Source organism: Burkholderia sp. Bp8986 (genome assembly GCF_003854225.1).
GTDB lineage: Bacteria > Pseudomonadota > Gammaproteobacteria > Burkholderiales > Burkholderiaceae > Burkholderia.
Window position 1 is genome coordinate 143,376 of the sequence record NZ_QTQM01000012.1, and the last position, 16,784, is coordinate 160,159.

Below are 16,784 nucleotides of genomic sequence, written 5' to 3' on the forward strand. Positions count from 1 at the left end.
CATGCAGATCCTGACGCCCGCGATGCTCGCGGAATGGCTTCGCGATCCGGCGCGCCCCGCGCCGGTCGTGCTCGACGTGCGCGAGCCGTGGGAAATCTCGACCGCGCAGATCGCCGGCAGCGTGTCGATCCCGATGCAGCAGATCCCCGCGCGCAGCGAGGAGCTCGACGACGAAGCGGAAATCGTCTGCGTGTGCCATCACGGGATGCGCAGCGCGCAAGTCGCGATGTTCCTCGAATCGCGCGGCTTCACGAAGCTGTACAACCTGCAGGGCGGCATCGACGCGTGGTCGCGTGACGTCGATCCGTCCGTACCGCGTTACTGACCTTCCCGGCGGCGCATCGCGCGCCGCCACGGCGACCGGCGAGTAATAGCCGATCGCTCCAGTCCCGCCGAACGGGCGCGCATCGCGCGCCCGTTTGCGTTTCTGCTGCACCGTTCCATCCTCTTCCGTTTGTTCCCGCACGCCGGCCATCCGCGTCCGCTCGATGACGCGAGGCGGCGAGAACCCGGGCAACGCACCCGTCGAGCGGAGCGCCTCGCCCTTCCCCTGGCACTTCATGACCAAGCCATGTGCACGCGACGCCGACACGACACGGCCGGATGCGTGCGCATCGATCCCGCGCCGCACCCCCTTCGACGTGTGACGCACGCGCTCGAACCCGGGCCCCAGCCGTGCACCATTTGCGCCCGCACGAGCGCACCGCAACGGATCGCGCATGCTGCACGACGCGTCATGCGCACCGCGCCGGCGCCCCGCGCCGCCCCGCACAGGCACGCCCGGCGTGCATCGGCGCGACTGGCACATGCCTTGCGTTACTCCGATGCCGGCGCCGCCACGGCGCACGCACATCCAACATGACAAGGGGATCCCGATGAAACGTCGCAGTCTGTTGAAGTTCGGTTCGATGGCCGGTGCACTCGCGCTGGCAGGCAAGAGTCCGTTCGCTCACGCGGCCGATGCGGGCACGGGCCCGATCAAGGTCGGCATCCTGCATTCGCTGTCGGGCACGATGGCGATCTCCGAAACGTCGCTGAAGGACACGGCGCTGATGACGATCGCCGAGATCAACAAGAACGGCGGCGTGATGGGCCGCAAGCTCGAGCCGGTGGTCGTCGATCCCGCATCGAACTGGCCGCTGTTCGCGGAGAAGGCGCGCCAGCTGCTCACGCAGGACAAGGTCGCGTGCGTGTTCGGCTGCTGGACGTCGGTGTCGCGCAAGTCGGTGCTGCCGGTGTTCGAGGAACTGAACGGCCTGCTCTACTACCCGGTGCAATACGAAGGCGAGGAAATGTCGCGCAACGTGTTCTACACGGGCGCCGCGCCGAACCAGCAGGCGATCCCCGCCGTCGAGTACCTGATGAGCGCGGAAGGCGGCGGCGCGAAGCGCTTCTTCCTGCTCGGCACCGACTACGTGTATCCGCGCACGACCAACAAGATCCTGCGCGCGTTCCTGAAATCGAAGGGCGTGAAGGACGCCGACATTCAGGAGGTCTACACGCCGTTCGGCCACAGCGATTACCAGACGATCGTCGCGAACATCAAGAACTTCGCCCAGGGCGGCAAGACGACCGTGGTCTCGACGATCAACGGCGATTCGAACGTGCCGTTCTACAAGGAACTCGGCAACCAGGGGATCAAGGCGACCGACGTGCCGGTGGTCGCGTTCTCGGTCGGCGAGGAAGAGCTGCGCGGGATCGACACGAAGCCGCTCGTCGGCCATCTCGCCGCGTGGAACTACTTCATGTCGGTGAAGAACCCGACCAACACGAAGTTCAAGGACCAGTTTGCCGCGTGGGTGAAGGCGAACAACCTGCCGGGCGGCGCGAAGCGCGTGACGAACGATCCGATGGAGGCGACCTACGTGGGCATCCACATGTGGAAGCAGGCCGTCGAAAAGGCGAAGAGCACCGACGTCGACAAGGTGCGCGTCGCGATGATCGGCCAGACCGTTGCCGGCCCCTCGGGCTTCACGCTCTCGATGGACGGCAACCATCACCTGCACAAGCCGGTGATGATCGGCGAGATCCGCGGCGACGGGCAATTCAACGTCGTGTGGAAGACGAAGACCGCGGTGCGCGCGCAGCCGTGGAGCCCGTACATCGCAGGCAACCAGGGCAAGCCGGACATCGTCAGCTCGATCCCGGCGTTCCTGCGCCGGCAGCGCGCGGCGCTGGCCTGATGTGATGCGGGGCGCAGCGCACCGGCGTGGCGCTCCGCTTGCAGGCCGGTGCGCGAATGCCGGTACTCACCGTAACGCATCGCACGCGCACCGCCGCACGAACCCGCTTTCCCACGCCCGACAGGATCTCCCGATGCCTACACGCTTTCGCCGCGCCGCCGTCGCGGTCGTCGCCTGTGCCGCGCTGGCGGGCGCACTGCCGCGCGCCGCGTTCGCCCTGACGGCCGCCGATACCGCCGCGCTCGCCGGCGACGACTTCGACGCGAAGACGGCCGCGGTCGACCATCTCGCCGCCGATGCCGACCCGCGCGCCGTCGCGTTGCTCAATGCGCTGTCGAGCGGCGACGCGCTCGCGACCGGCGACGGCCGCCTGCTGATCCAGACCGGCGACACCGCGCGCGACGCGCTCACGCAAGCCGCGACGCCGGCCGGCGACGCGCAGCCCGTGATGCTGAACAACCTGCTGCGCACGAAGATCGCCGGCGCGCTGTCGGGCCTCGCACTCGCGTCGCCCGACGTCGCCGCGCGCCGCGACGCGATCGATGCGCTGCTGAAGTCGCCCGACCCGGCGCTCAAGCCGATGATCGATCGCGCGCGCGCGAAGGAAACCGATCCCGCGCTGAAGCGCCGCCTCGACGCACTGTGGGCCATCGCCGCGCTGCACGACGCCGATCCGGCGAAGCGTCTCGAAGCCGTGCAGGTGGTGGCCGCGCGCCGCGACCTCGACATGATCGAGCAGTTGCGCCCGCTCGTCGCGAAGAATGCCGACGGCAGCTACACGGAACCCGACGCGCGCGTGCGCGACGCCGCGCAGCAAGGCCTCGACGCATTGCACGCGCTGCAGCGCCGCGGCGAAATCGCCGGCACCGTGTTCGCGGGCCTGTCGCTCGGCAGCGTGCTGCTGCTCGCGGCGCTCGGCCTCGCGATCACGTACGGGCTGATCGGCGTGATCAACATGGCGCACGGTGAATTCCTGATGATCGGTGCGTACGCAACCTATGTCGTGCAGATGCTGATCCAGCGCTACGCGCCGGCCGCGTTCGACTGGTATCCGCTCGTCGCGGTGCCCGTCTCGTTCGCGGCGGCCGCGCTGGTCGGCGTCGTGCTGGAGCGGCTCGTGCTGCGGCACCTGTACGGCCGCCCGCTCGAGACGCTGCTCGCGACCTTCGGCGTGAGCCTGATCCTGATCCAGGCGACGCGCATGCTGTTCGGCGCGCAGAACGTGCAGGTCGTGAACCCGTCGTGGATGAGCGGCGGCGTCACCGTGATGCAGAACCTGATCCTGCCGTACAACCGGCTCGCGATCCTCGCGTTCGCGCTCGCGGTCGTGTGCGTCGCGTGGGGCGTGCTGACGAAGACGCGGCTCGGCCTGTTCGTGCGCGCGGTCACGCAGAACCGGCGGATGGCCGCGTGCGTCGGCGTGAAGACCGCGCGCGTCGACGCGTATGCGTTCGCGTTCGGCGCGGGCATCGCGGGCCTCGGCGGCTGCGCGCTGTCGCAGATCGGCAACGTGGGCCCCGACCTCGGGCAGAACTACATCATCGATTCGTTCATGGCGGTCGTGCTCGGCGGGGTCGGCCAGATCGCCGGCACCGTGCTCGGCGGCTTCGGGCTTGGCCTCGTCAGCAAGGCGATCGAGCCGTTCTGGGGCGCCGTGCTCGCGAAGATCGCGGTGCTCGTGATGATCGTGCTGTTCATCCAGAAACGTCCGCAGGGCATGTTCGCCCCGAAGGGACGCAGCGCGGAGGCCTGACATGACTTCAATCACCGATTCGTTGTCGAAGCCGATCGCCGACGCGCCGAAGCCCGCTGCCGCCGCGCGTGCGGAAGAAAAATTCGCGCTCGGCCTGCCGCCCCGCCCCGCGCTGCTGTCGCGTCGCGCATGGCTCGCGCTCGTCGCGCTGTGCGTCGCGATCGGCATCGGCGTGCCGCTCGCCGCGCTGGTCGCGCCCGAGTCGAGCGCGTTCCATCTGTCCGCGTATGCGATGACGCTCGCCGGCAAGCTGATGTGCTACGCGATCGCCGCGCTCGCGCTCGATCTCGTGTGGGGCTACTGCGGCATTCTCAGCCTCGGCCACGGCCTCTTCTTCGCGCTCGGCGGTTATGCGATCGGCATGTACCTGATGCGCGAGATCGGCCGCGACGGCAAGTACGGCAGCGACCTGCCCGACTTCATGGTGTTTCTCGACTGGCATCAACTGCCGTGGTACTGGAGCGGCACGCAGCATCTCGCGTGGGCGCTCGCGCTGGTCGTGCTCGTGCCGGCCGTGCTCGCGTGGGTGTTCGGCTTCTTCACGTTCCGCTCGCGCGTGAAGGGCGTGTACCTGTCGATCATCACGCAGGCGCTGACGTTCGCGGCGATGCTGCTGTTCTTTCGCAACGAGACGGGCTTCGGCGGCAACAACGGCTTCACCGACTTCAAGCGCATCGCCGGGTTTCCGATCACGTCGCCCGGCACGCGCACGGTGCTGCTGCTGCTGACCTTCGCGACGCTCGTGCTCGCGTTCATCGTCGCGCGCGCAATCGTCACCAGCAAGCTCGGGCGCGTGGTCACCGCGGTGCGCGACGGCGAGACGCGGCTGATGTTCCTCGGCTACAGCCCGCTCGCGTACAAGCTGTTCGTGTGGACGCTGTCGGCCGTGCTGTGCGGGATCGCGGGCGCGTTGTACGTGCCGCAGGTCGGCATCATCAACCCCGGCGAGATGTCGCCCGGCAACTCGATCGAAATGGCGATCTGGGTCGCGGTGGGCGGGCGCGGCACGCTGATCGGGCCGATCGTCGGCGCATTCGCGGTGAACGGCGCGAAAAGCCTCTTTACCGCGTACTTCGCCGAATACTGGCTGTTCTTTCTCGGCCTGATCTTCGTGCTCGTGCCGCTCCTGCTGCCGCGCGGCATCATGGGCCTCGTCGACACGCTGCTCGCAAAGGGGAAACGCGGATGAACGGCACCGCCCTCTACCAGTTCACGCCACCGCCCGAGGACGAGCTGCTGGCCGTCAGCGGCAGCGCATCGATGGGCCGCGTGGCGCCGCCCGGCATCGACACGTCGCATGGCACGATCCTCTACCTCGAGGACATCGAGGTGAGCTTCGACGGCTTTCGCGCGCTGAACAAGCTGTCGCTCGCGATCGACGCGGGCGAGCTGCGCTGCGTGATCGGCCCGAACGGCGCGGGCAAGACGACGATGATGGACGTGATCACCGGCAAGACGCGGCCCGATGCCGGCAAGGTGTTTCTCGGCCAGACCATCGACCTCGCGCGGATGAACGAACCCGCGATCGCGCGCGCGGGGATCGGCCGCAAATTCCAGAAGCCGACCGTGTTCGAACAGCATCCGGTGTGGGAAAACCTCGAACTCGCGATGCAGACCGACAAGGGCTGGCTCGCGTCGCTGCGCGCGCGGCTCGACCGCGCGGCGCAGGCGAAGATCGAGGAGACGCTCGCGCTGATCGGCCTCGAAAGCGACGCGTATCGCGCGGCCGGCGAGTTGTCGCACGGGCAGAAGCAGCGGCTCGAGATCGGCATGCTGCTGATGCAGCGCCCCGCCCTGCTGCTGCTCGACGAGCCGGCGGCCGGGATGACCGACCACGAGACGATGGAACTCGCGAAGCTGCTGAACACGCTGCGCGGCACCTGCTCGATGATGGTCGTCGAGCACGACATGGAGTTCGTTGCGGCGCTCGCGGGCGACACGGGCCGCGTGACGGTGATGGCCGAAGGCGCGGTGCTCGCGCAAGGCACGCTCGACCAGGTCAAGCGCGACGACGCGGTGATCGAGTCTTACCTCGGACGGTGACGCAATGCTGAAGATCGATGCACTGAACCAGTACTACGGCGGCAGCCACATCCTGCGCAACGTGACGCTGGCCGCCGACGACGGCAAGCTCACCGTGCTGCTCGGCCGCAACGGCGTCGGCAAGAGCACGCTGCTGCGCTGCCTGATGGGCGTCGTCGCCGCGAAGAGCGGCAGCGTGTCGTGGCGCGGCACCGCGCTCGGCGCACTGCCGCCGTATGCGCGCGTCGCGGCCGGTCTCGCGTACGTGCCGCAGGGCCGCGACATCTTTCCGCGGCTCACCGTCGAGGAGAACCTGCTCGTCGGCGCGGCAAGCCGCAAGACGCCATCGAAAGTGCCCGACCGCATCTACGACCTGTTCCCGGTGCTGAAGGACATGCGCGCCCGGCGCGGCGGCGACCTGTCGGGCGGCCAGCAGCAGCAGCTCGCGATCGGCCGCGCGCTGATGAGCGAGCCGCAGTTGCTGATCCTCGACGAGCCGACCGAGGGCATCCAGCCGTCGATCATCCAGGACATCGGCCGCACGCTGCGCCAGCTCGTCGACGAATCGAAGATGACCGTGCTGCTCGTCGAGCAGTATTACGACTTCGCGCGCTCGATCGCAGACCATTACTGGGTGATGAGCCGCGGCGAGGTCATCGCCGGCGGCGATGCGCGGGACATGGAAACGAACGGCGTGCGCGAGCTGATCGCGGTGTAGCGCGCCACGCAGCGCAGGATTGCGCCGACGCGTTGCGCCGACGGTCGACGCATGTCACGCGATGGCCGGTGCCGTCGCCGCTCCCCTACGCCACGTTCGGCAACCCGAACACCCAAGCGTATAGTGTTGCGGTAGCATCCTCGATCACCGCGCCCGTTCCCTGCTTCCCGCCGATGTCCGCCCTCGATTCCCACGCCCCGCTGTCCCGCCCCGCCGTCGCCAAGTCGTGGCGCGGCCGTCTCGAACTCGGCTTCGAACGGCACGGCGCGCGCACGACGCTCGTCCATCGGCTGCACGACGGCCCGCTGCGCGTGCAGCGGCCGCTGTATCCGGAAGGCGACGCGATCTGCCACGCGGTCATCGTCCACCCGCCGGGCGGTGTCGCGGGCGGCGACCGGCTCGACATCGACATCGCGCTCGGCGACGGCACGCACGCGGTGCTGACGACGCCCGGCGCGACCAAGTGGTACAAGTCGAACGGCCTCGACGCGACGCAACGCATCGGCATCACGGTCGGCGCGCACGCGAAGCTCGACTGGCTGCCGCAGAACAACCTGTTCTTCGACGCGGCCCACGCCGCGCTGGACTTCACGGTGACGCTCGGCGCGGGCGCGAGCGCGATCGGCTGGGACGCGACGCAGCTCGGCCGGCAGGCGGCCGGCGAAACGTGGTCGGCGGGCCGCATCGTGTCGGGTTCGGCACTCGTCGATGCCGACGGCCGGCCGCTGTGGACCGAGCGCGCGCTGCTCGACGCGCACGATCCGCTGCGCGGCGCGCTGCAGGGCCTCGCCGGCTTTCCCGTGTACGGCACGCTGTGGGCGGCCGGCGCCGCGTGCGATGCCGCGCTCGCCGAAATGCTTGGCGCGCGGATGCCGTTCGACGACACGCTGCGCGCGGGCGCGACCTGCGTGACGCCGGGCGTCGTGCTGGTGCGCGCGGTGTCGACGTCGATGGAAGCGCTGCAGCGTCACTTCGCCGGCTGCTGGCTCCACCTGCGCCCGCTCGTGCACGGTGTCGACGCGCGACCGCTGCGCCTCTGGCAGACCTGAGCACGCGGCCCGGCACGCACCGTTTCGGCGCAGCAGCGCCGCCCGTGCTGCCCACGATCCATGCATCGCGCACCACGATCGCGCATCGCCGCACGCCGCACCGACATGGCACGCACCTTGCTGCTTACATATCGGATACACGACGCAGGAACAACGGCACGGTGCTACGATGAACCGCGCCCCCGCCGGCATCCCGCGCACCGATAAAAATTACGTTTTCCTGAACGACTGCCTTCATGAAACTGACTCCCCGAGAAAAGGACAAGCTGCTGATCTTCACGGCAGCGCTGCTGGCCGAGCGCCGCCGCGCGCGCGGGCTGAAGCTCAACTATCCGGAAGCGGTCGCGTTCATCACCGCCGCGCTGATGGAAGCCGCGCGCGACGGCAAGACCGTCGCCGAGGTGATGCACTACGGCACGACGCTGCTCACGCGCGACGACGTGATGGACGGCGTGCCGGAGATGATCCCCGACATCCAGGTCGAGGCGACCTTCCCGGACGGCACCAAGCTCGTCACCGTCCACCACCCGATTCCGTGACCGAGGTAGCACGCATGATCCCCGGCGAAATCCTCACCGACGACGGCGAGCACGAACTGAACGCGGGCCGCGCGACGATCTCGCTCGTCGTCGCGAACACCGGCGACCGCCCGGTGCAGGTCGGCTCGCACTACCACTTCTTCGAAGTCAACGACGCGCTGTCGTTCGATCGCGCGGCCGCGCGCGGCTTCCGGCTCAACATCGCGGCCGGCACGGCCGTGCGCTTCGAGCCGGGCCAGACGCGCACCGTCGAGCTCGTCGAGCTGGCCGGCGAACGCGCCGTCTATGGTTTTCAGGGCAAGGTGATGGGGCCGCTGTAAGCCGCGCCCCGCTCTTCAGGAACAGCACATGACACTACGCTTGAGCCGCCGCGCGTACGCGGAAATGTTCGGGCCGACGACGGGCGACCGCGTGCGGCTCGCCGATACCGAATTGCTGATCGAGATCGAACGCGACTTCACGACCTACGGCGAGGAGGTGAAATTCGGCGGCGGGAAGGTGATCCGCGACGGGATGGGCCAGTCGCAGCGCGTGGCCGCCGACGTGCCCGACACGATCATCACGAACGCGGTGATCCTCGATCACTGGGGCATCGTGAAGGCCGACATCGCGATCAAGCACGGCCGGATCGCCGCGATCGGCAAGGCCGGCAATCCCGACATCCAGCCCGGCGTGACGATCGCGATCGGCGCGGCGACCGAAGTGATCGCCGGCGAAGGGCTGATCGTGACGGCCGGCGGCATCGATACGCACATCCACTTCATCAGCCCGCAGCAGATCGACGAAGCGCTCGCGTCGGGCGTCACGACGATGCTCGGCGGCGGCACGGGGCCCGCCACCGGCACCAACGCAACGACCTGCACGCCGGGCCCGTGGCACATGGAGCGGATGCTGCAGGCGGCCGACGGCTGGCCGATCAACCTCGGCTTCCTCGGCAAGGGCAACGCGAGCCTGCCGCAGCCGCTCGTCGAGCAGATCGCGGCCGGCGCGATCGGCCTGAAGCTGCATGAAGACTGGGGCACGACGCCCGCCGCGATCGACAACTGCCTGTCGGTCGCCGACGACACCGACACGCAGGTCGCGATCCACACCGACACGCTGAACGAAGGCGGCTTCGTCGAATCGACCGTCGCCGCGTTCAAGGGCCGCACGATCCACACGTACCACACCGAAGGCGCGGGCGGCGGCCATGCGCCGGACATCCTGAAGGTGTGCGGCGAAGCGAACGTGCTGCCGTCGTCGACCAACCCGACGCGCCCGTACACGATCAACACGCTCGACGAGCATCTCGACATGCTGATGGTGTGTCACCACCTCGATCCGTCGATCGCCGAGGATCTCGCGTTCGCCGAATCGCGGATCCGCCGCGAGACGATCGCGGCCGAAGATATCCTGCACGATCTCGGCGCGCTGTCGATGCTGTCGTCCGACTCGCAGGCGATGGGCCGCGTCGGCGAAGTGATCATCCGCACCTGGCAGACCGCGCACAAGATGAAGGTGCAGCGCGGCGCGCTGCCCGAGGACGGCGCGCGCAACGACAACTTCCGCGCGAAACGCTACGTCGCGAAGTACACGATCAACCCGGCGATCACGCACGGCATCGCGCACGAAGTCGGTTCGATCGAACCCGGCAAGTGGGCCGACCTCGTGCTGTGGGAGCCCGCATTCTTCGGGATCAAGCCGTCGATGATCCTGAAGGGCGGGATGATCGCGATGGCGCAGATGGGCGACCCGAACGCGTCGATCCCGACGCCGCAGCCGGTCCACTACCGCGAGATGTTCGCCACGCGCGGCGGCGCGCTCGCGCGCACGTCGCTGACCTTCGTGTCGCAGATGGCGGCCGACGCGGGCATCGCCGAACGCTACGGGCTCGCGAAGCGCGTCGTGCCCGTGCGCAACTGCCGCAACGTGACGAAGGCCGACATGATCCACAACGCATGGCGCCCGTCGATCAGCGTCGATCCCGAAACCTACGACGTGATCGCCGACGGCCAGCTGCTCACCTGCGAGCCGGCGACGGTGCTGCCGATGGCGCAGCGCTATTTCCTGTTCTGATTTCCGGTTTTCCGTTCCATGCGCACCCTCGACAAACGCATTGCCCCGAACGTGAAGCTCGCCGCGTCGCTCGTCGCGCGCGCGCCGACGCTCACGCTCGCCTATGACGCCCGCTGCAAGAGCCGCCTCGCGGCCACGCTCGACACCGGCGAGGACGTCGCGGTCCTGCTGCCGCGCGGCACCGTGCTGCGCGACGGCGACGTGCTCGTCGCCGACGACGGCGCGCTCGTGCGCGTCGCAGCTGCCTCCGAAACGGTGCTGCTCGTACGCGCGGCCGACCCGCTCACGCTGATGCGCGCCGCGTATCACCTCGGCAACCGTCACACGCCGGTCGAGATCGGCGACGGTTACCTGAAGCTCGAAGCCGATCCGGTGCTCGCTGACATGCTGCGCCGGCTCGACACGCAGGTCGAAGAAACGAGCGCACCGTTCCAGCCGGAAGCCGGCGCATATGGTGGCGGCCACAAGCACGGGCACGATGCGACGTTCGCCGAGGACTACGCGCTCGCGCAGCAGGTCTTCGGCGAACACCACGGCCACTCGCACTCGCACTCGCACTCGCACTCGCACTCGCACGATCACGATCACGATCACGATCACGATCATCAGCATGGTCCCGGCTGCTCGCACGGCCACCACGGTCATGACCACCACTGAGCTCGTCGCGCTGCTGCATCTCGCGTCGCCCGCATTGCCGATCGGCGCGTTCAGCTATTCGCAGGGACTCGAAGCCGCGCTCGACGCGAACCTGATCCGCGACGCCGACACCGCGCGCGACTGGATCGCGAGCGGGCTGACCGACGTGCTCGCACACGGCGAGCTGCCGTTCCTCGCGCACCAGCTCGCGCGCTGGCACGCGCACGACGCCGACGCGCTGGCGCGCGAGAACGCATGGTTCGTCGCGAGCCGCGAATCGGCGGAGCTGCGCCGCGAGACCGAGCAGATGGGCTGGTCGCTCGCGCAACTGTGCGCGTCGCTCGAATGGGGCGATGCCGCACGCCGCGCGACGCTCGCATCGCTCACGCCGATCGCGCTGCCGACCGCATTCGCATACGCGGCGGCCGCACACGGTGCCGGCGCCGACGCCACGCTCGCCGCATACGCGTTCGGCTGGGTCGAGAACCAGACGTCGGCCGCGCTGAAAGCGGTGCCGCTCGGCCAGCTCGCCGGCCAGCGCATCATCGTCGCGCTGCGCGGCGCGATCGACGCGGCCGTGCGCCGCGCGCTCGCGACGCCGCCCGACTCCATCAACACGTTCGCGCCGCAGCTCGGCATCCTGTCCGCACGGCACGAAACCCAGTATTCGCGGTTGTTCCGCTCCTGAACCCGATCCACGCCATGAACGCACCCGCAACCTCCTCCGCCCGCCGCACCAAGAAACTGCCGCCGCTGCGCGTCGGCATCGGCGGCCCGGTCGGCTCCGGCAAGACCACGCTGCTCGAAATGCTGTGCAAGGCGATGCGCGAGCGCTACGACCTCGTCGCGATCACGAACGACATCTATACGAAGGAAGACCAGCGCCTGCTGACGGTCGCGGGCGCGCTACCCGAGGAACGCATCATGGGCGTCGAGACGGGCGGCTGCCCGCACACGGCGATCCGCGAGGATGCGTCGATCAACCTGGAGGCCGTCGACCGCATGCTGTCGCGCTTCCCCGACGCCGACATCGTGTTCATCGAATCGGGCGGCGACAATCTCGCGGCGACCTTCAGCCCCGAGCTGTCGGACCTGACGATCTACGTGATCGACGTGGCCGGCGGCGAGAAGATTCCGCGCAAGGGCGGGCCCGGTATCACGAAGTCCGACCTGCTCGTGATCAACAAGACGGATCTCGCGCCGCTCGTCGGCGCGAACCTCGACGTGATGGCGTCCGACACGAAGAAGATGCGCGGCGAGCGGCCTTACGTGATGACGAACCTGAAAGCGCTCGAGGGCGTCGCCGATGTCGTCGCGTTCATCGAAAGGAAAGGATTGCTGACGGTGTGAGCGACGCGGCGGCGACATGCCGCCGCCACGTCGGCCCGGGGGACGGCCTTGCGCCGCCCGCTCAGTCGTCGGATGCGTCGGCCGCGCCGTGCATCGCACGCCCGCCGCGCTCGACGGGCGGCAGCAGCGCCGCGAGCACGTCCACCGAGCGCGCGGTCGCGCCGCGATGGCGCGACGCGAACGCGGCGCCGGCCGCGCCCATCGCGACACGCCGCGCGTGGTCGGCGAACAGCGCATCGAGCACGTGCGCGAGATCGAGCGGATCCGCGACCTGCATCGCCGCGCCGGCCGCGACCGCATCGGCGGTCGCCTGCGTGAAGTTGAACACGTGCGGGCCGATCAGCACCGGCACGCCGACCGCACACGCCTCGATCAGGTTCTGCCCGCCGAGCGGCAGCAGGCTGCCGCCGATGAACGCGACGTCGGCGGCCGCATAGTACGCGCCGAGTTCCCCCATCGAATCGCCGAGCAGCACCGTCACATCGGCCGGCAACGGTTCGGCGGCCGGCCGGCCGGCCGCGAGCGCCGCGGCGTCGGCGGCCCACACCGAACGCCGCACGCACTTGAACCCATTGCGCGCGACCAGCGCTTCCACTTCGGCGAAGCGCTGCGGATGACGCGGCACGAGAATCAGCAGCGCACCGGCCGTCTTCATCGCGGCGAACGCCTGCAGCACCAGCGCCTCCTCGTTCTCGCGCGTGCTGGCCGCGACCCACACCGGCCGCGTGCCGATCGCGTCGCGCCATGCGTGGCCGCGCGCCGCCAGCTCCGGCGGCGTCGTCATGTCGAACTTCAGGTTGCCGAGCACCGCCACGTTGCGTGCACCGAGCGACGTCAGCCGCTCCGCGTCGGCCGGGCTCTGCGCGAGCACGCGCGAGAATCCGCCGAACACGTCGCGCGTCGCCGCGCCGAACTTCGCCGCGCGCCGGTGCGAGCGCGCGGACATCCGCGCATTGGTCAGCACGAGCGGCACGTCCGCGCGGCGGCACTCGTCGATCAGCGTCGGCCACACCTCGGTTTCCATCACGAGGCCGAGCGTCGGCCGCCAGGCGCGCAGGAAGCGCCGCACCGCGCCCGGCATGTCGTACGGCAGGTAGCAGCGCAGCACGCGCTCGCCGAAGATCTGCTCGCCGGTCGCGCGGCCGCTCGGCGTCATGTGCGTGAGCAGGATGCGCGCGTCGGGCCGCGCGCGCATCAGCGCGTCGATCAGCGGCTGCGCGGCGCGCGTCTCGCCGACCGACACCGCATGCACCCAGATCAGCGGCGCGCGATCGTCCGGCGAACGGCCGGCGACGTGGCCGAAGCGCTCGCCGATGTGCTCGCGATAGCCGCGCTCCTTGCGCGAGCGCACGAGGAGCCGGATCACCGCGATCGGCGCGACGAGCCACCACAGCGTGCGATAGATCGCCCTCAGCATGCAGCAGCCCTCGTATTGCGTCGGTGAAAAGGCGCGCTCAAACCAGCGCCCTGCCCTGCAGGCGCTCGAGAATCCCGAGCGGCGCGCATTCGCGACGCACCATCGCGTCGACCGGCAGGAAGAAGGTCTGCTCGAGCATGAACTGGCCGGACATCACAGCGTGCGAAGTCTGATCCGAGAAACATATCCACACGCTGCCCGGCGGAAACGGCATCGTCTGCTGTGGACAAGTCTTCTGGTAGTCGAGATCGGCCTTCATCCCGTCGTGCAGGTTCAGCATCAGGTGGTCGTACGCGCTGCGTGGCGACTTCGTCACGTGCAGCAGGTTCAACAGCCACGCCGAGCCCGGCAACTGCGGCCGGATCTTCGGCAGGAAGCGCTTCGCGACGTCCTCGAACGGCTCGCCGACACGCCACACGCGCGGCACGCCGGCCGGGTTCACGTTCGTGAACACGCGCAGGATCCGCTCGCCGTAGTTCGGCCGCGACGGGAACGCGTCGACGTGCAGCCGGCTGTCGTCCTTGCGCCAGGATGTCTGGCGCGTCTCGACCTGCATCAGCCGCAGGCTCGTCGGCGCGACGCGCAGCTTGCCGCGGTATTCGGGAAACAGGCCGTCGACGAGCGTGCCGGCCTGCTGCTGGAAGCGCGCGACCAGCGCGCGCACGGCCGATTGCGTGACGCTGTCGCCTAGCACGCCGACGAGCGCGCCGCCGTTCGGCGCGAGGCTGATGTTCTTGCGTTTCGGGTCGGCGAGCGCCGGATCGAGCAACGCTTCCTCGCCGCCTTCGATCGCGAAGCGCAGGTGCGGGAAATACAGCACCTTGCCTTCCTCGACCGCGGCGAGCAGCTGCTCGCGCGGCGTCGACAGGTTGTGTCCGCTCCAGTCGGCGGACGGGACTTCGATGATCTGGGATTCGCTCATGATCGGTTCGCGTGCGTGACAGGCAAGGCAGGCAGGACAGGCATGACGGGCATCACAGCAGGCCGAAGCCCGCGAGTGCCGCCTTCACCTGCGCGATCGACGGCGGCTGCCCCGCCGTGCCGAGATTGACGACGTTCGGCGACCAGTATCCGCCGGTGCGCCAGGCCGTCGCGAAATTGTACAGTTCGACCGTCGGACGCTTCAGCGCGGCCGCGATGTGAACCAGACCTGTATCAACCCCGACCGTCGCGGCCGCGCCGTCGATCAGGCCGACGACGGCCGGCAGCGACAGCTTCGGCGGCACGATCGCCGCCGCGCCGAACGACTGAGCGAGCCGCTCGCTGGTCGCGCGCTCCGCGTCGTTGCCCCACGGCAGCACGAGCGACGCGCCGCGCCGCACGAGCGCCTGGCCGAGCTCGATCCAAGCGGCATCCGGCCACTGCTTGTCGGCGCGCGACGTCGCATGCACGAACACCACGTACGGCACCGGCAGGTTCAGGCCGAGCGTCGCGACCGCGCGCGCCGCCGCGCGCGTATCGAGGCCGAAGTCGACCGGATCGGCCGGCGTCGGCGCCGGGTCGCCCAGCGCGGCCGCGACCAGCTGGCGCGAACGCTCGACCACGTGCGTGCGCGGCGCGATCGGCACGCGCTTGCGATAGAAGAAGCGCACCGGCCATTCGTAGCCGGCGCCGTCGGTGCGATTGCCGAGGCCGGCGAGCGGGCCGCGCGCCCAGCTCGCGACCCAGGCCGTCTTGATGAGCCCCTGGCAGTCGATCACGAGGTCGTACTGCTCGGCCGCGAGGCGCTTGCGGAACGCGCGGATCTCGCGCCACGTCGCGCCCGAGAACGGCTTCTTGCGCCAGCGGCGCAACGAGAACGGCAGCACGTCGCGCACGCCGTCGACGAGCCGCACGAGGTCGACGAAGCTCTCCTCGACGAGCCAGTCGATCTGCGCGTCGGGATGGCGACGCCGGATATCGGCGATCACCGGCATGTTGTGCACGACGTCGCCCAGCGACGACACGCGCACGATCAGGATCTTTTGCACGCTGAAAAAACGCCGGCGGACAGCCGGCGACAGGCATAAAGACGCGATTTTATCGCGCCCGGGGAGGCACACAGGCAAAAAGCGGCCGCACGCCGTCAGCGTGCGCCGCTTTTCGGGAATGGCGCGACGATCCTTCTACCGTCGTCGCACCGGCGGGGGCCCGCAGGCCGCCGGGGTTCAGAACGGCAGCTCGACGTCCGGCTTCGCGGCCGTCAGCACGCGGCGGAAGTCCGCCTGGATGCGCTCGAGCCCTTCCTTGGTCTCCGCTTCAAAGCGCAGCACGACCACCGGCGTCGTGTTCGACGAACGCGCGAGGCCGAAGCCGTCTGGGTACTCGACGCGCAGGCCGTCGATCGTCACGACTTCGTCGGCGCCGTCGAACTTCGCTTCCTGCTGCAGCTTCTCGATCAGGCGGAAGTTCTCGCCCTCCTCGAGCTTGAGCTGCAGTTCCGGCGTGCTCATCGCGTCCGGCAGCGCATTGAGCAGCGCGCTCGGATCGGCCGTCTTCGCGAGGATCTCGAGCAGGCGCGCGCCCGTGTAGAGACCGTCGTCGAAGCCGTACCAGCGATCCTTGAAGAACACGTGGCCGCTCATCTCGCCCGCGAGCGGTGCGCCCGTCTCGCGTAGCTTCGCCTTGACCAGCGAATGGCCCGTCTTCCACATCAGCGGCTCGCCGCCCTTCGCCTTCACCCACTGCGCGAGATGGCGCGTGCACTTCACGTCGTAGATGATCTGCGCGCCCGGGTTGCGCGACAGCACTTCTTCCGCGAACAGCATGAGCTGGCGGTCCGGGTAGATGATCTGGCCGTCCTTCGTGACGACGCCGAGGCGGTCGCCGTCGCCGTCGAACGCGAAGCCGAGTTCGGCGTCGGTATCCTTCAGCGCCTGGATCACGTCCTGCAGGTTTTCCGGGTGCGCGGGATCGGGGTGGTGGTTCGGGAACGTGCCGTCGATGTCGGTGAAGCGCTCGACGAGCGTGCAGCCGAGCGCCTTGAACAGGCGCGTCGCGAGCGGACCCGCGACGCCGTTGCCGGCGTCGACGACGAGCTTCAGCGGGCGCGCGAGCTTCACGTCGCCAACGATGCGCGCGAT

Annotated in this window: 17 protein-coding genes; 13 read left to right on the forward strand and 4 right to left on the reverse strand. The window is 69.2% G+C overall.

Annotated elements, in window-relative coordinates; translation table 11 throughout:
• The first annotated feature begins 1 nt into the window (after position 1).
• The 13 genes from DID99_RS14250 to ureG all read left to right on the forward strand — a co-directional run bounded on the left by DID99_RS14250 (position 2) and on the right by ureG (position 12,305).
• A complete protein-coding gene (locus DID99_RS14250) occupies positions 2–325 on the forward strand; it encodes a rhodanese-like domain-containing protein (RefSeq protein ID WP_006758748.1) in 324 nt (107 codons plus the stop codon).
• Between the two features lie 550 nt (positions 326–875).
• Positions 876–2,183: an urea ABC transporter substrate-binding protein gene (urtA, locus tag DID99_RS14255; RefSeq protein ID WP_124487748.1), complete on the forward strand. Its 1,308-nt coding sequence runs from the start codon at positions 876–878 to the stop codon at positions 2,181–2,183.
• A gap of 133 nt (positions 2,184–2,316) precedes the next feature.
• Complete coding sequence (urtB, locus tag DID99_RS14260) at positions 2,317–3,936, forward strand: urea ABC transporter permease subunit UrtB (protein WP_124487747.1); 1,620 nt, start codon at positions 2,317–2,319, stop codon at positions 3,934–3,936.
• Position 3,937: 1 nt separating this feature from the next.
• The gene (gene urtC / locus DID99_RS14265; RefSeq protein WP_044846260.1) at positions 3,938–5,125 is read left to right on the forward strand and encodes an urea ABC transporter permease subunit UrtC; all 1,188 of its coding nucleotides are present in this window, start codon (positions 3,938–3,940) and stop codon (positions 5,123–5,125) included.
• Positions 5,122–5,979 carry an urea ABC transporter ATP-binding protein UrtD gene (urtD, locus tag DID99_RS14270; protein ID WP_044846261.1) on the forward strand — a complete coding sequence of 286 codons (858 nt, stop codon included), beginning with the start codon at positions 5,122–5,124 and terminating at the stop codon, positions 5,977–5,979. The genes urtC and urtD overlap by 4 nt, the downstream gene beginning before the upstream one ends.
• A gap of 4 nt (positions 5,980–5,983) precedes the next feature.
• Entirely contained in the window at positions 5,984–6,676 is a 693-nt protein-coding gene (gene urtE / locus DID99_RS14275) for an urea ABC transporter ATP-binding subunit UrtE (protein ID WP_124487746.1), read from the forward strand.
• Positions 6,677–6,849: 173 nt separating this feature from the next.
• Complete coding sequence (locus tag DID99_RS14280; RefSeq protein ID WP_124487745.1) at positions 6,850–7,725, forward strand: urease accessory protein UreD; 876 nt, start codon at positions 6,850–6,852, stop codon at positions 7,723–7,725.
• 236 nt (positions 7,726–7,961) lie between these two features.
• Entirely contained in the window at positions 7,962–8,264 is a 303-nt protein-coding gene (ureA, locus tag DID99_RS14285; RefSeq protein WP_006406310.1) for an urease subunit gamma, read from the forward strand.
• 14 nt (positions 8,265–8,278) lie between these two features.
• Positions 8,279–8,584, forward strand: a complete 306-nt coding sequence (locus DID99_RS14290; RefSeq protein ID WP_044846264.1) for an urease subunit beta — start codon at positions 8,279–8,281, stop codon at positions 8,582–8,584.
• Between the two features lie 28 nt (positions 8,585–8,612).
• Positions 8,613–10,319 (forward strand): urease subunit alpha, encoded by a 1,707-nt coding sequence (gene ureC / locus DID99_RS14295; RefSeq protein WP_044846265.1) that lies wholly within the window; start codon positions 8,613–8,615, stop codon positions 10,317–10,319.
• Positions 10,320–10,337: 18 nt separating this feature from the next.
• A complete protein-coding gene (gene ureE / locus DID99_RS14300) occupies positions 10,338–10,976 on the forward strand; it encodes an urease accessory protein UreE (protein WP_124666964.1) in 639 nt (212 codons plus the stop codon).
• Positions 10,963–11,643, forward strand: a complete 681-nt coding sequence (locus DID99_RS14305) for an urease accessory protein UreF (RefSeq protein ID WP_124487743.1) — start codon at positions 10,963–10,965, stop codon at positions 11,641–11,643. The genes ureE and DID99_RS14305 overlap by 14 nt, the downstream gene beginning before the upstream one ends.
• A gap of 14 nt (positions 11,644–11,657) precedes the next feature.
• The gene (ureG, locus tag DID99_RS14310) at positions 11,658–12,305 is read left to right on the forward strand and encodes an urease accessory protein UreG (RefSeq protein ID WP_044846268.1); all 648 of its coding nucleotides are present in this window, start codon (positions 11,658–11,660) and stop codon (positions 12,303–12,305) included.
• Positions 12,306–12,366: 61 nt separating this feature from the next.
• Here ureG and waaA read toward each other — a convergent pair whose 3' ends face one another.
• From waaA to DID99_RS14330, 4 genes are all read right to left on the reverse strand, one after another.
• The gene (gene waaA / locus DID99_RS14315; RefSeq protein WP_124571050.1) at positions 12,367–13,722 is read right to left on the reverse strand and encodes a lipid IV(A) 3-deoxy-D-manno-octulosonic acid transferase; all 1,356 of its coding nucleotides are present in this window, start codon (positions 13,720–13,722) and stop codon (positions 12,367–12,369) included.
• Positions 13,723–13,759: 37 nt separating this feature from the next.
• Entirely contained in the window at positions 13,760–14,644 is an 885-nt protein-coding gene (locus DID99_RS14320) for a Kdo hydroxylase family protein (RefSeq protein ID WP_124521586.1), read from the reverse strand.
• Between the two features lie 52 nt (positions 14,645–14,696).
• Complete coding sequence (waaC, locus tag DID99_RS14325) at positions 14,697–15,692, reverse strand: lipopolysaccharide heptosyltransferase I (protein WP_124487740.1); 996 nt, start codon at positions 15,690–15,692, stop codon at positions 14,697–14,699.
• Between the two features lie 177 nt (positions 15,693–15,869).
• On the reverse strand, positions 15,870–16,784 hold a 915-nt coding region (locus DID99_RS14330), incomplete at its 5' end, for a phosphomannomutase/phosphoglucomutase (protein ID WP_148094675.1).